General features: G+C 63.0%; 13 protein-coding genes and 1 pseudogene. 7 read left to right on the top strand and 7 right to left on the bottom strand.

The window, feature by feature from the left end:
- Positions 1 to 38: 38 nt before the first annotated feature.
- From WJU18_RS25125 to WJU18_RS25110, 4 genes and pseudogenes are all read left to right on the top strand, one after another.
- Positions 39 to 956, top strand: coding sequence for an SDR family NAD(P)-dependent oxidoreductase (locus WJU18_RS25125; RefSeq protein ID WP_423456516.1), 918 nt, complete (start codon positions 39 to 41; stop codon positions 954 to 956).
- A gap of 44 nt (positions 957 to 1000) precedes the next feature.
- Positions 1001 to 2167 carry an acyl-CoA dehydrogenase family protein gene (locus WJU18_RS25120; RefSeq protein WP_423456514.1) on the top strand — a complete coding sequence of 389 codons (1167 nt, stop codon included), beginning with the start codon at positions 1001 to 1003 and terminating at the stop codon, positions 2165 to 2167.
- Between the two features lie 70 nt (positions 2168 to 2237).
- Entirely contained in the window at positions 2238 to 3212 is a 975-nt protein-coding gene (locus WJU18_RS25115; protein ID WP_423456512.1) for a Bug family tripartite tricarboxylate transporter substrate binding protein, read from the top strand.
- Positions 3151 to 4406: pseudogene (locus WJU18_RS25110) on the top strand (CaiB/BaiF CoA transferase family protein). The gene WJU18_RS25115 and the pseudogene WJU18_RS25110 overlap by 62 nt, the downstream one beginning before the upstream one ends.
- Positions 4407 to 4524: 118 nt before the next feature.
- On the opposite strand, the gene WJU18_RS25105 reads toward WJU18_RS25110, so the two are convergent.
- A complete protein-coding gene (locus WJU18_RS25105) occupies positions 4525 to 5532 on the bottom strand; it encodes an NADPH:quinone oxidoreductase family protein (protein WP_423456510.1) in 1008 nt (335 codons plus the stop codon).
- 133 nt (positions 5533 to 5665) lie between these two features.
- Between WJU18_RS25105 and WJU18_RS25100 the strand changes: the two genes are divergently transcribed.
- The 3 genes from WJU18_RS25100 to WJU18_RS25090 are packed head-to-tail and all read left to right on the top strand — an operon-like array spanning position 5666 to position 8957.
- Positions 5666 to 6595 (top strand): 3-keto-5-aminohexanoate cleavage protein, encoded by a 930-nt coding sequence (locus tag WJU18_RS25100; RefSeq protein WP_423456508.1) that lies wholly within the window; start codon positions 5666 to 5668, stop codon positions 6593 to 6595.
- 45 nt (positions 6596 to 6640) lie between these two features.
- Positions 6641 to 8182 carry an AMP-binding protein gene (locus WJU18_RS25095; protein ID WP_423456507.1) on the top strand — a complete coding sequence of 514 codons (1542 nt, stop codon included), beginning with the start codon at positions 6641 to 6643 and terminating at the stop codon, positions 8180 to 8182.
- The gene (locus tag WJU18_RS25090; protein WP_423456505.1) at positions 8175 to 8957 is read left to right on the top strand and encodes a crotonase/enoyl-CoA hydratase family protein; all 783 of its coding nucleotides are present in this window, start codon (positions 8175 to 8177) and stop codon (positions 8955 to 8957) included. Before WJU18_RS25095 ends, WJU18_RS25090 begins: the two co-directional genes overlap by 8 nt.
- Before the next feature lie 16 nt (positions 8958 to 8973).
- Here WJU18_RS25090 and WJU18_RS25085 read toward each other — a convergent pair whose 3' ends face one another.
- Genes WJU18_RS25085 through WJU18_RS25060 form a run of 6 tightly spaced genes read right to left on the bottom strand, consistent with a single transcriptional unit; the run spans position 8974 to position 13987 of the window.
- Positions 8974 to 9672, bottom strand: coding sequence for a 3-oxoacid CoA-transferase subunit B (locus WJU18_RS25085; RefSeq protein WP_423456503.1), 699 nt, complete (start codon positions 9670 to 9672; stop codon positions 8974 to 8976).
- Entirely contained in the window at positions 9662 to 10342 is a 681-nt protein-coding gene (locus tag WJU18_RS25080) for a 3-oxoacid CoA-transferase subunit A (RefSeq protein WP_423456502.1), read from the bottom strand. The genes WJU18_RS25085 and WJU18_RS25080 overlap by 11 nt, the downstream gene beginning before the upstream one ends.
- 5 nt (positions 10343 to 10347) lie before the next feature.
- Positions 10348 to 11247 carry an SDR family oxidoreductase gene (locus tag WJU18_RS25075; RefSeq protein WP_423456501.1) on the bottom strand — a complete coding sequence of 300 codons (900 nt, stop codon included), beginning with the start codon at positions 11245 to 11247 and terminating at the stop codon, positions 10348 to 10350.
- A gap of 33 nt (positions 11248 to 11280) precedes the next feature.
- Entirely contained in the window at positions 11281 to 12084 is an 804-nt protein-coding gene (locus tag WJU18_RS25070) for an acetyl-CoA acetyltransferase (protein ID WP_423456499.1), read from the bottom strand.
- Positions 12081 to 12482: a hypothetical protein gene (locus WJU18_RS25065; RefSeq protein WP_423456497.1), complete on the bottom strand. Its 402-nt coding sequence runs from the start codon at positions 12480 to 12482 to the stop codon at positions 12081 to 12083. The genes WJU18_RS25070 and WJU18_RS25065 overlap by 4 nt, the downstream gene beginning before the upstream one ends.
- Before the next feature lie 47 nt (positions 12483 to 12529).
- On the bottom strand, positions 12530 to 13987 hold the full coding sequence (locus tag WJU18_RS25060) for a hydroxymethylglutaryl-CoA synthase family protein (protein ID WP_423456496.1): 1458 nt from the start codon (positions 13985 to 13987) through the stop codon (positions 12530 to 12532).
- Positions 13988 to 14089: the final 102 nt, after the last annotated feature.

Raw genomic sequence — 14089 nt, 5'->3', positions numbered from 1 at the left:
ATATCAGCAATCAGTATTCAGGAAAGAAGGAGCAGGACATGCAGACATGGTTGGATGGCAAAGTGGTGGTGGTGACGGGCTCAGGCGCTGGCGTAGGCAAGGCGATCGCGATCGAGGCCGCGCGGCAGGGGGCCAAAGTGGTGGTCAACGATCTGGGCGTCAACATCGACGGTACCGGCGGCGGTGCCGGCCCGGCGCAGCAAACGGCTGATGAAATCAAGGCATTCGGCGGTACCGCCTCGGCGAACACGGACAGCGTGGCCGAATGGAAATCGGCCCAGGCGATCATCACGCAGGCGCTGGACTTGTACGGCCGGATCGATGCCGTGGTGAACAACGCCGGAAACCTGCGTGACGTCATGTTCCACAAGATGTCCGAAGACGAGTTCGACGCGGTGATCCGGGTGCACCTGAAGGGCAGCTTCAACATGTCCCGCGCGGCGGCGCCGCACTTCAAGGGGCAAGAGAGCGGTGCGTTCGTGCACATGACATCCACCTCCGGCCTGATCGGCAACAACGCGCAAGCCAATTACGCCGCCGCCAAAATGGGCGTGGTGGGGCTGTCCAAATCGATCGCGCTGGATATGGCGCGTTTCAATGTGCGCTCCAACTGCATCGCACCGTTCGCGTTCACCCGCATGGTCAATACCATCCCCACCGACACACCGGAAGGCCAGGAGCGCATGCGGGTCAACTCGCGCATGGAGGCCGCCAAGATCGCGCCTTTCACCTGCGCGCTGCTGGCGGATGCCGCCCAGGACGTGACGGGGCAGATTTTCGGCGTGCGCAACAACGAGATCTATCTGTTCTCGCAACCGCGGCCGATCCGGACTGCCCACGCAGGCGAGGCGGGCTGGACCGTCGGCACATGCCTGGAGCGTGCCCTGCCCATGATGCGCCCCTCCTTCTTCGCACTCGACAAGTCGCGCGACGTCTTCTGCTGGGACCCTGTATGAGCCGGCCCGGCTCCTTCGTTTCCATATCTTGAATTACATCAAACATGAACTTCGACACCACAGATGACCAGCAAGCCATACGCGCCGCCGTGCAGGAGGTTTGCGCGCCGTTCGACGATGAGTATTGGCTGAAGAAGGATCGCGAAGGCGGCTTTCCGGAGGATTTCTATTCCGCCATGGCGGGGGCGGGTTGGCTGGGTATCGCCATGCCGCAGGAATATGGCGGCGCCGGCCTGGGGATCGCGGAAGCGGCCCACATGATGGAAACCGTGAGCGGCACCGGGGCGGGGCTCTCTGGCGCGTCGGCGATTCACATGAACGTGTTTGGCCTGCACCCGGTGGTGGTGCATGGCAGCGATGAGCAGAAGCGCCGCTGGCTGCCCCCCATCATCGATGGAAAGAACAAGGCTTGCTTTGGCGTGACGGAGCCGAACACCGGCCTGAACACGCTCAAGCTCAAGACCATGGCTGTGCGCAAGGGTGATCGCTATGTGGTGAATGGGCAGAAAGTCTGGATCTCGACCGCCCAGGTGGCGCACAAGATTCTGCTGTTGGCGAGAACGACCCCCGTTGAAGAGGTCTCTACCCCAGCCCGGGGGCTGAGCTTGTTCTATACCGACCTGGATAGAAACAAGATCCAGGTGCGCGAGATCGAGAAACTGGGGCGCAAGGCCGTGGATTCGAATGAGCTTTTCATTGACGGCCTGGAGATTCCGGTGGAAGACCGGATCGGAGAAGAGGGCCGGGGATTCGAGTACATCCTCCACGGCCTCAACCCGGAGCGCGTGCTGCTGGCCGCCGAAGCGACGGGGCTGGGCCGCGTGGCTCTCCAGAAAGCGGCCGCTTATGCGGGCGAGCGGATCGTGTTCGACCGGCCCATCGGCAAGAACCAGGGCATTCAGCATCCGCTCGCGGAGCGATGGGTGGATTTGGAGGCAGGCACGTTGCTGTATCAGCGCGCGGCCTGGCTTTACGACCAGGGCCGCTCCTGCGGGGCTGAGGCGAATGCGGCCAAGTACTTCTGCGCAGAAGCGGGTTTCCGTGCGTGCGAGACCGCCGTATTGACCCACGGTGGCTTTGGATACGCCAAAGAATTCCACGTGGAGCGGTATATGCGCGAAGCCATGCTGCCGCGCATTGCGCCGATCTCCCCGCAATTGATCCTGTCCTTCATCGCGGAGAAGGTGCTCAATCTGCCGAAGTCGTACTGATGCCGATGTTGACGTTGTGGTAGTGTCTATATACCATATGCTAGATAACTAATTCCAACTGGAGACCGTCTTGAACCGTCGCTTGCTCATGCTTCTTGCCGTGGCGCTTGGCGCTGCCGCTCCGGCACACGCTCAATCGGCTTATCCGAACAAGCCGATCCGGCTGATCATTCCCGCCAGCGCGGGCGGCCCGAGCGATGTGGTGGCACGCCTGGTGGCCGAAGGGCTCACCAAGTCGCTGGGCCAACCGGTGGTGGTGGAGAACAAGCCGGGCGCTGCACAGACTTTGGGAACGGCGCAAGTGGCCAAGGCCGAGCCGGATGGCTATACGCTGCTGTTTACCACCAGCACGCCGATCGTGATGGCGCCGTTCACGCGCAAGAATTTGCCGTATGACGTCAAGAAAGATCTGATTGCGGTTTCGCATGTCGGCACCACACCCCTGGTGCTGTATGCCAATTCAGCGGTGCCCGTGAAATCGGTCAAGGAATTGATCGCGGCGGCCAAAGCAAAACCCGGTGAGCTCAGCTACGGTTCTTATGGCAACGGATCGAGCGCGCATCTGCTGGGTGAATACCTCAGCAAGCAGACCGGGATCAAGCTGATTCACGTGCCGTACGCAGGTGTTTCGCCCCAAATTACCGCGCTGGTCGGCGGGCAGATTCAATTCGCGGTGGCTGACATCGGGGTGCCAGCGCCTTTTGTCAAGGACGGAAAGCTGCGCCCGCTGGCGGTCACGGGCAGCCAGCGTTCGGCTTCGTTGCCAGAGGTACCGACGTTTGCCGAGCAAGGGGTGGCGGGCATGGAGCCTTTCTCTCCATGGTGGGGGCTGTTTGCGCCCGCCGGCACGCCCAAGGCCATCGTCGACAAGCTGTCGAGCGAGACCGTGAAGATCGTGAAATCAACGCAGTTCAAAGCCAGGTTCGCGGTATTTGGCGCCGATGCGACTGGCCTTGATAGCACGGCCTCCACGGCGGCCCTGAATGACGAACTGTCGCGGTGGACCAAGATTTTCGCGGCCTTGCCCAATATCAACTTCGATTGATTTTGACGTGACTCGGTTATCGGCTGCACTCGCAGGCCTGCGGGTTCTGGATCTGAGTCAGGGGATCGCGGGGCCTTACTGCGCGTTCATGTTGCGGCAGCAGGGGGCGGAAGTCGTCAAGCTGGAGCCTCCCGGCGGGGATTGGGCGCGCAAGATGGGGTTCGCTCCGGTGGCGGGGTTCACGGCCCCTGTTCTGGCCTGCAACGCCGGAAAGCGCAGCCTTTGTCTTGATCTTCGAAAGCCCGATGGTGTGGCCGCCGCGAGGCGGTTGGCGCGCCGGGCCGACGTGGTGGTGCAGAGCTTTCGCCCTGGTGTGGCCGAACGGTTGGGGCTGGGTGCGGCCGCTCTGTGCGCGGCTGATCGGCGCCTGGTCTATGTGTCGATCTCGGGATTTGGCGCTGATGGGCCTCTGGTGGATCTACCGGCGACGGATACCGTGATGCAGGCCATGACGGGCATGATGAAGGTCAATGGCGACGAAACGGGCACCCCCGGCGGATCGGGCTTCATGTCGCGGATATCGCCACGGCCCTGTATGCCGCGCAGATGACCACGGCTGCATTGCTGCGCCGCGAAAGAGAAGGCGTGGGCGATCACGTGGAAGTGTCGCTGTTGCAGGCATGCGCCGCGTTTCAGTCGACGGCCATCGTGGAGAGCGCTTTGCGCGCCGCTGCGGGGTCGCCCGCGCCTTCCAGCGCCAGCAGCGCCCCCAGCGGGATGTTTCAGACAGCGGATGGTTTCATCTCCTTGGCAATCGGCAATGAGGCCATGTTTGCATCGCTTTGTGAGGCGCTGGGACAGACCGACTGGAAGACCGACGCGCGTTTCGTAGACATGGCTTCCCGGTTGGCCCACGCATCGGTGCTCAACACGGCGACGGCGGCTTGTCTGAGGCGCCAGCCGTCTGCGTGGTGGGTAGAGCGTTTGCGGCATCATGGGGTGCTGCACGCCGAAGTGCTTGACTACGCCCAACTGGCCGATCATCCGCAATCGCGCCAGCAAGGTATTTTCGGGACGATTGAATTGCCTGGTGTCGGCGCGCTGCCTGCAGCCCGCCATCCTGGCGCCGATCCTGCTGCCATGGCGGCGCAAGTACCTGGTGTGGGGGCTGACAATGACGCCGTACTGAGGGAAGCAGGGTTTTCGGCCGAGGAAATGGCAGGGTTGCGAACGGCAGGGGCGTTGGTCGATTGATGCACTCCTAAAGCAGAGCTTGTAGAAGCGGCGGTAGAGGTTGTCGTAAAAGCCCTGAATGTCACTTTTGTCATTCCCGCCTGCGCGGGAATGACGGAGAGGAGCTTTTGCGAAAATCTTAGCCGCCTCCCACCTCGATCAGCACCCGTCCAAAGGACTTCCTGCTTTCCACGGCTTCGAAGGCAGAACTGAACTCCTGAAGAGGAAAGCAATCCGAGGAGGTGGGCCTGATTCGGCCCTCGAGCGCCAGGCCGAAGAGCGTCTGCATCATCGTCCGGAGTTTTTCCGCATGGCGCTTGCGTTCATCGACGGGTGACCAGCCAAGATAGATCCCGAAGTTGAATCCGATCACGTCGATGTTCTTGACCAGCAGGATATTGGCCGGTATCTGCGGAATGGTGCCGCTGGCGAATCCGATGATCAGAATGCGTCCGAGTGGCGCGGTGCCACGCAGCGTTTCGTCGAATAGCGCTCCGCCTACAGGATCGAACACCAAATCCGCACCGCGCCCTTCGGTCAAGGCTTTGATGCGTTGTCCGAGATCTGGCTCCGTATGCAAAAGCCCCTCGTCGGCCCCATGGGCGCGAGCCAGCTGCAACCGTTCCTGGCTGCTGCCCACCGCCAGCACGCGAGCGCCCGCGAGTGTGCCCAACTCGACCGCAGGAAGGCCGACTCCGCCCGCGGCCCCATGGACCAGCAGTGTTTGCCCTGGGACAAGGCCACCTCGCCAATGGAGCGCCGCATAGGCGGTGCCATAGGTCAAGGGGATCGTGGCAGCATCCTTGAGCCCGACGCCGTCTGGCACATGCCATACCGTCTCTACCGTGGCGATGGCTTGCTCGCCGTAGCCTCCCCAGTCGAGGCTGGCGGCGACGCGGTCGCCAGGTTTGAAACCAGAGACGTCCGGTGCCGTTTCCAGAATGACGCCGGAGATTTCGGTGCCGGGCACGAAGGGCAGGGGCGGCTTGCGCTGATACTTGCCTGCCACGACGAGCAACTGGCCGAAACTTACCGTGGAATACGCCACCGCAATGCGGACGCAGCCAGCAGGCAAGGCAGGTGGTTGTGTATCCACGAACTTCAGGCCCCGATACCCATTCCAGCCCTCGCACAACAATGCTTTCATGCCTTGTCTCCGTTTTGGTTGTGATTGCTAAAAAGTACTGTACCATACGGTATCGAATGATTCTTATCCCAAATCTGCGGGTATCTACGGTATGAGCGGATGCTTGGCCGGAAGGAACGAAGGAGAAGTTGAAATGCAGCGCGGAAAAGTCATCATCAGTTGCGCCGTGACCGGTGCCATCCATACGCCATCCATGTCGCCGCATCTGCCAGTGACGCCTGAGGAGATCGCGGAGTCTTCTATTGGCGCGGCGCGTGCCGGTGCGGCGATCATCCATCTGCATGCGCGTGACCCCAAGACAGGGCGACCCGATCAACGGCCCGAAGCCTTCCGGCCGTTTCTTGAAAAAATCCGGGCGAGCTGTGATGCCGTGGTCAACCTCACGACGGGTGGTTCGCCATACATGACGGTCCAGGAACGTATCCAGCCGGCGCTGGTGCTCAAACCCGAGGTGGCTTCCATGAACATGGGCACCATGGGCTTCGGCCTGTTTCCCATGCTGAACCGCTTCAAGGAATTCAAGCACGACTGGGAGCGCCCCTACCTGGAAGGCAGCAAGGACCTGATTTTCCGGAACACCTACGGTGACATCGAGACCTCGCTTCGAGAGCTGGCGCCCAACCGTACGCGCTACGAGTTCGAGTGCTACGACACCTCACACCTGTACAACCTGGCTCACTTCGTCGATAGGGGCCTGGTGCAAGCGCCGTTCTTTGTGCAGACGGTGTTCGGCATTCTGGGGGGCATAGGCGCTCACCCTGAAGATGTGATGCACATGAAGCGTACCGCGGACCGCTTGTTCGGCGATGCATACCGCTGGTCGGTGCTTGGGGCGGGCCGCAACCAGATGCCGGTGGCGGCCATGGCCGCGTCCATGGGCGGCAACGTGCGCGTGGGCCTGGAAGACAGCCTGTGGATCGGGGCCGGTCAACTCGCCAAGACCAATGCGGAACAGGTTCTCAAGGCGCGGGAGATCATCGAGGGTTTGGGCCTGGAAGTCGCCACGCCGGCCGAGGCCCGTGAGATTCTTCAGCTCAAGGGCGGAGATCAAGTGGCGTTCTAACCGGGAGGCCGGCTGAGCTGAGTCATTCGTTCTGGAGGAGAAGGCATGACACTGGATCTGCGCCATTGGGCGCTCAGCGACCCCGGCCGCCTGGCGGTGCGCGTGGGGGACGTGAATACAAGCTACGGCGAACTCGAAACCCAGGCCAATCGCATGGCCCATGTGCTGCGCGCGCAAGGGATCCAGCGGGGAGACCATATCGCGGCCTTGATGGGCAATGGCGCTTCGGTATTCGCCGTGGTCTGGGCGGCGTATCGCCTGGGGGCCTACATCACGCCAGTCCCTTCCACCGCCTCGGCGGAAGATGCAGCCTACATCGTGCGTGACTGTGGCGCACGCGTGGTGCTTGCCGATGCGGGCCTGGGCCAGATTCTGAAGACATTGCATTCGATCGTGAGCGGTTCGCAGGTCTGGTTGAGCGTGGGTGGCGAAGTCGGCGGATTCCTGCCCATGGATCCACTGCTGGCGAGCGCGCCGGTGACTCCCGTGGCGGACGAGTCGTCCGGGGCGCTCATGATGTACACGTCGGGCACCACCGGCCACCCCAAAGGGGTATGGCGAGCCTTGTCTCCGACCGTGTCTACCTGCCCGCCCTTTGCGCAGGATCTGATCGCCATGTTCGATGTGTCAGAGGGTTCGCGGTACCTCTCTACCGCGCCGCTCTACCACGCAGCACCACTCCGGTTCGGCCTGGCATTTCTGGCGGCGGGCGGCTCGGTGTATGTGATGCAGAAGTTCGAAGCGAGCAAGGCGCTGGATTTGCTGGAGCGCGAGCAGATCACGCACTCCCAATGGGTGCCGACCATGTTTCAGCGCCTGCTGGCCCTGGACGAAAAGCAGCGCGAACGATTCAAGGCGCCGCATCATCGGCTTGCTCTGCATTCCGCCGCACCATGTCCCATGCCGGTCAAGCGGGCCATGCTCGACTGGTGGGGCCCCATACTGGAAGAATACTATTCGGGCAGCGAAGGCGTGGGGCTGACAGCCATCACAGCTGATGAGTGGCTGCACCGGCCGGGATCTGTCGGGCGTGCCAGGAAGGGCCAGTTGCACATCCTGGGCGATGGTGACGAGGAACTGCCCGACGGGACAGCCGGACGTGTGTTTTTTTCCGGCATCGCGCCATTCGCTTATCACGGTGCTCCAGAGAAAACAGCCATGCGCACGAGCCGCCAAGGGTGGCAGACCTTTGGCGACATAGGCTACGTCGACCCGGACGGCTACCTTTTTCTGACGGACCGCCTCGACGACATGATCATCTCTGGCGGTGTCAATATCTATCCGCAGGAGCTGGAGGCAGCACTGCTGGAAATGCCCAGCGTCGCTGAAGTAGCGGTTGTGGGGGCGCCCGACAGCGAGTTTGGCGAGCGTCCGGTGGCTTTCGTGGTGCTCGGCAAACAGGCTCTGGAGGACGGTTTGCTGCCGGATGCCATGGGTGCCGTCGATGCCTTTGCGCTTCAACGGCTTGGCCGTATCAAGCGGCCGCGGGAGATCCGCATCGTGGAGGCCTTGCCGTACAGTCCGCAAGGCAAGCTCCTCCGGCGCGAGCTCCGCCGTCTGCTGGCTGAAGGAGCCCTCCGTGGTTGATGGCATGGAGCGCAGAAGGCTTTCGTGCCAGGCGTCTGGCCCTGTGCTGGTGCTGTCGATCGATCGCCCCGAAGTCCGCAATGCCATTGATCTGGCGACCGCAAGAGCAATCGAGGCCGAGATCGACCGGTTCGAGGCCGATGGCGACCTGCGGGTGGCGATCATCACGGGATCGGCCACGGTGTTCAGCGCGGGCGCTGATCTCAAGGCTGCCGCACGCGAAGGTGTGCTCCCCAGGGGCGAACGGCGTGGCTGGTTCGGGTTGCTCGAACAACTGCCGGCCAAGCCGTTGATCGCGGCGGTCGAGGGGTTGGCACTCGGGGGCGGTTTGGAAATCGCGCTGGCTTGCGATCTGATCGTGGCTTCCCGTACCAGCGCGTTTGGCCTGCCGGAAGTGCGGCGCGGCGTGATTGCCTCGGCCGGTGGTCTTTTCCGCCTGCCGCAACGGCTGCCGCGCAACCTGGCCATGGAAATGGTGCTGACCGGTGAGCCGTGGCCGGCCGAGCGCCTGCAGACGCTCGGCTTGATCAATCATCTGTGCGAGCCGGGTCAGGCGCTTGCACAGGCGCGAGCGCTGGCAGAGCGCATCGCGCAACAGGCACCGCTCTCGGTGCAGGCTTCGGTCACGGTCGTGCGCACCTGCGCCGGCCAGGGCGACGAGGCGGGGTGGGCGCTGCAGGCGCCCTCGATCGAGGCGTTGCGCCATTCTGCCGACTACCGCGAGTCGGTCGATGCTTTCGCCCAAGGCCGTCAGCCTGTGTGGCGCGGCTGTTGAAATGGGTGCATCAGGATCAGGCGTTGACGGGTAGCGTACGGCAGTCCTGCATCCAGCGAAGCGGGGCCCCTGTTCTTGCCTGGAGTTGCTCGCGAGTCAAACCTTCGGCCATGGCTTGAACCCACAGCCCGTCCGGCTTGACGTCGATGACCGCCAGATCCGTGTAGATGCGGTCCACTACGCCAGCGCCGGTCAGGGGCAGGCTGCAGCGTTCGACGATCTTGGGACGACCGTCCCGGGTTTGATGCTCCATCATGACAAAAGCGCGCTTGGCGCCTATGGCCAGATCCATCGCGCCGCCCACCCCGGGGATGGCGTTGGGCACATTGGTATGCCAGTTCGCCAGGTCACCTTGCGCGGAGACTTCGAGCCCGCCCAGCACGCTCAGATCCAGGTGTCCGCCGCGCATCATGGTGAAAGACAACGCACTGTCGCTGATGGAGGCGCCAGCCAGCAAGCTGACGGGCTCCTTGCTCGCGTTGACGAGATCCGGATCCGGGTCTTTCCCGGGGCCGAGAGGACCCATGCCGAGAATGCCGTTCTCGCTGTGCAGGATGATCTCGCGCCCGGGCGGCAGTTGGCCTGCCACCAATACCGGCAAGCCGATGCCAAGGTTCACGAACGAGCCATCGGGAATGTCGTTGGCGACGAGGCGGGCCATGGAGGCTCGATCGAGGCGGCGGAGCGCCGTATTCGTCGTATGGTCAGGCGGCATGGCAAACTACCTTCTGAACGAAGATCCCGGGAGTGATGACTTGCTCGGGCAGGATCGAGCCCAGGGGCACGATCTCACGGACCTGGGCGATGGTGCACCGCGCCGCGGTACACATGACCGGGGCGAAGTTGCGGCCGGCCAGACGGTAGGTCAGGTTGCCCCAGCGGTCCGCGCGATCGGCGTTGACCAGCGTATAGTCCGCGCGGATCGGTTGTTCGAGCACATAACCGACGCCATCGATGACGCGGCTTTCCTTGCCTTCCGCCAGCAGCGTTCCGTATCCCGTGGGCGAGAAAAACGGACCGAGTCCAGCGCCCGCGGCACGCATCCGCTCCACCAGGGTGCCTTGAGGAATGCACTCCAGCTCGATCTTGCCGGCGCGGTACAACTGCTCGAAAGCTGCCGCCAGCGGCTGGCTCGTGGCGGGTGACTTCGGATAGGAGCAGATGAGCTTGCGTACCCGTCCAGTCGCGATCAAGGCATTGAGGCCTTCGGGGCCACTACCCGCGTTGTTACTGACGATGACCAGGTCGCGCGCACCGTGTCCGATCAACGCGTCAAGCAGGGCAATCGGAGCGCCTGAGCCTCCGAATCCACCCACGAGAATGGTCGAGCCGTCGGAAATTTCGCTGACAGCTTCGCTCAGGCTGCCGACGGTTTTGTCGAGCATGGCCGTCAGATGTCCATCCAGGTATCGCGGTCGATGCCCGCGTTCTTGCGCGCTTCTCCCACGATGCGGGTGATCTCCGGCCCCAACGTGGAAGGATCCTTGCTGGCTTCTGCGAGCGGGCCATGCTGCCAGCTTTCCGCTACCGAATACCCATAACCCCATGCCTCGAAGACGCGGCCGCTGACGCCGCTGGACTGGCCGCTGGCAAGCCAAGTGACGAGTGACGCGATCCACTCGGGCTCCCGGCGCTCCAGTTGCTCGGGAGTCCACTGGACCAAGCCTTCGGTCATGCGCGTGGTGGCGCGCGGGGCGATGGCGTTGACGGTGACTCCGTAGCGTTGAAGCTCCCGCGCGGCGACCAGCGAGAAGGCGGCAATACCCGCCTTGGCGGCCGCGTAGTTGGCCTGGCCGATGTTGCAGAACAGCCCGGAATGCGAGCTGGTGTTGATTACCCGCGCATCGACCTTCTTGCCATCCTTGCTCAGCTGGCGCCAGTAGTTGGCCGCATGGTGTGTCGGTGCGAACGTGCCTTTGAGATGGACGTTGGTCACCGAATCCCATTCCTGTTCCGTCATGTTGATCAGCATGCGGTCCCGCAGGATGCCGGCATTGTTGATCAGGATATCCAGTCCGCCAAAATGGCTCACGGCGGTATCGATCAGGGATTTGGCACCGTCCCAGGTGGCAACGTTGGCCCCGTTGGCCACCGCCTCGCCGCCTGCGGCGCGAATGGTCTCTACCACTTCTTGAGCCGGCGAGGTGTCTTGCCCGATGCCATCGGCACTGGAGCCCAGGTCGTTGACGATTACCTTGGCGCCATGCTTGGCCAGCATCAGCGCGTGGGCCCGCCCGAGGCCTCGGCCCGCGCCGGTCACGATGGCGATTCGGCCTTCACAAAGTTTCATGATTATTCCTTCTTCTCCGATGGAGGATGATGCTCAGGCGTGCAGGCCCAGGATGGAAATGGCCGCGATGCCCTGGAAGGGGACGCCGCCGAGGTTGTGCGTCAGACCCACGGACGGCGACGAAAGCTGCCGTTCTCCCGCACGCCCGAGAAGCTGGGTATAGACCTCGTAGGCCATGCGCAGGCCCGAGGCACCAATGGGGTGGCCGAAGCACTTCAACCCGCCGTCGACCTGGCAGGGTACGCCGCCGCCCGTGCGGTCATAGAACCCATCCAGGATGTCGTCGACCGCCTTGCCTTCCGGCGAGATGAAAAGATCTTCCATCGTCACCAACTCGGTGATCGAGAAGCAGTCGTGGACTTCGATCAGATCCAGTTGCTCGCGCGGGTTGTCAATACCTGCTTCCGCATAGGCCTTCTTGACTGCCAGGCGTGTGGTGCGCACGCTGGCGCCGTCCCACTGATCGGTTGAGGATTCGACGCCGGAGCCGATGGCCAACTGGATGGCCTTGATCGACACCAGATCCCGCTTGCCCAGGGCGCGCGCGATCTCCGGCGTGGTCACGATGGCCGCGGCCGCGCCATCGCTGACGCCGCAGCAATCGAACAAGCCCAGCGGCTCGGCGATCATGGGGGCATTCATGATCTGTTCCTTGCTGACCCGCTTGCGCAAGTGAGCCTTCGGGCTGAGCGCTCCGTTCTCATGGCTTTTCCAGGAGACATGAGCCAAGGCCTCTTTCAGGCGCTCAGCCGAGATGCCGTGCTTGTTGCGATAGCCGGCGGCCAGCTGGGCAAAGCCCGCAGGGGCGGATCCCAGGTTCAGCCAGAGGTCGTTCAAGGTGCCTTTGAAGGAGAGGGGAGGCCTCCGTAGCCCGTGTCCTTGAGCTTTTCCGCTCCAATGGCGAGCGCGATGTCCACCGCGCCAGACGCGACCGCATACGCCGCGCTGCGCAGCGCCTCCGTGCCGGTGGCGCACATATTCTCCACCCGGCTGACGGGAATGCCGTCCAGGCGCAGCGCCATGGAAGCGGGAATCGCCGAGTTGCCGACGTTGACCGAGTCCACTCCGGAGCCGTACCAGGCGGCCTCGATCTGCCGGCGTTCTATGCCCGCATCGGCAAGTGCCTCCGTAAAGGCTTCCGCGAGCAGATCGGCGGTGCCGGCGTCCCAACGCTCACCGAAGCGGGAGCAACCCATGCCAAGAATGGCGACCTTGTCCTTGATGCCTGTAGCCATGACTTATTTCCAGTCGATATCCGGTTGCGGTCGATATCCGGTCGCCATCACGCCTGAGAAGGCGTGGCTTTCCAGAAGTAGCGCGGGTACTGCCGTACCCGGTCCATGTCCTTGATGCGGAACACCATGTTCACCGGTGTGCCAACTTCCAGCCCCGAGGGGCCCACGTCGACGATCTCCATCATCAGCCGCGCGGTGTTGTCGAACTGCACGAAGCCGACATAAAGCGGCGGAGCGGGGTGATAGGAAAGCCAATCCGCGGTGAAGGTCATCACGCGCGCCTTGGCGTCGGCCAACGCCACCTGATCGAACTGGCTGGACGGCGCGTTGCAGGCCGGATTCACACAGAAGGGCAGTTGGGGAAACTGAAGCGTGCCGCAGGCTCGGCAGTGCCCCGCCTGGAAGTGGGAAATCTGCTCGTTCGAGCGGTACTGCTCCGTGAGTGCCGTCTTGACCGGCCGTTCAGCCCGCATGCCCCAGTCGGGATCGATGCTTCCTTCGTTGACTGCCAGACGCAAATATGCGTCGGTCTTCAGCGCATCTGCCAGCGCGCCGCTGATGCCTCGGCGTGGGCGGGCCTGAGCAATGGCATCGGTCACGCGCAGTACCAAGGCATCGCACCCTTGGCCGAACCCTGCCAGCAGAATATGCTCGCCGGCTTGCGCGCGCTCCAGCACATGGGCCAGCATCAGAAGGCCGTGCGCGGCCCCGGTGTAGCCACAGCTCTGGGTGAGGGCATCGGCCTCGGATTCAGCGAGGATGCCCGTGGCACGGGCCACTGCGGTGGCGATGCCCTTGAAGCTCGAAGGCAGGATGAAGTGCTGGATGTCCTTGGCGCCGACACCGGCCTCAGCCAGGGCGGCCGCAATCACTGGAGGCACCAGCTTCATGTAGCCTTCATCGCGTATCCAGCGCTCTTCCCAGAAGTAGTCGTACTGGCCGTCTGCCGCACGGAAATGGTCCACGAACATGGCGCTCTCGCTGGCCGACCCGAGCAGTTCAGCCACGACACCGTCGGTTCCGAGCGTGAACGCTGCTGCACCGGCGCCATTGCCGATTTCCTGCACGCTGGCTGGTTTGCCGCGGGGCCGGTCGCTGGCCACGAACAGGGTCTCCGCGGAGCCGTCGGAAAGGGCAGCAAGCAATCCGCTGGTGCCGGCACGCTGAGACTGGCCGATATCCAGGGTGCGGATGTGCCGGGGCAGGCTGAGCGCGTTGGCCACGATCGTGGCGTTCTGAAGATCCGCGAAAGGCGGCGTGGTGGATGCGAATGTCACGCGGGAGATGCCCTTGCGCGGGCGCTCGCTGAGCGCGTCGCGGGCGGCTTCGACGCCCATGGTGATGCTGTCTTCGTCCCAGCCGCAGAAGGCGCGCTGCCCTTTTGCAAGTCCCTTCAGCGACGGCGCCATCCATTGATGGGCAGCCGCTATCGCGCTTCGCTCAAGTCTCCATCGGGGAACATAGCCGCCGAAGCCCGTGATGCCGTAGGCCGTAGTCGTCGCCACCTTCTGTGACCTTTCATGTTTTATATAGTATGCAACGATACCACAATTATTATGAGGCAAATACTATCTAGGGTAACTACTAGTGTTGCTTGCCAATAATGT

This window comes from Ottowia sp. VDI28 (assembly GCF_049532675.1).
In the GTDB taxonomy this organism is placed as follows: domain Bacteria; phylum Pseudomonadota; class Gammaproteobacteria; order Burkholderiales; family Burkholderiaceae_C; genus Ottowia.
Note: the sequence above shows the minus strand (reverse complement) of the source record. Positions and strands in the feature narration are given on the sequence as shown.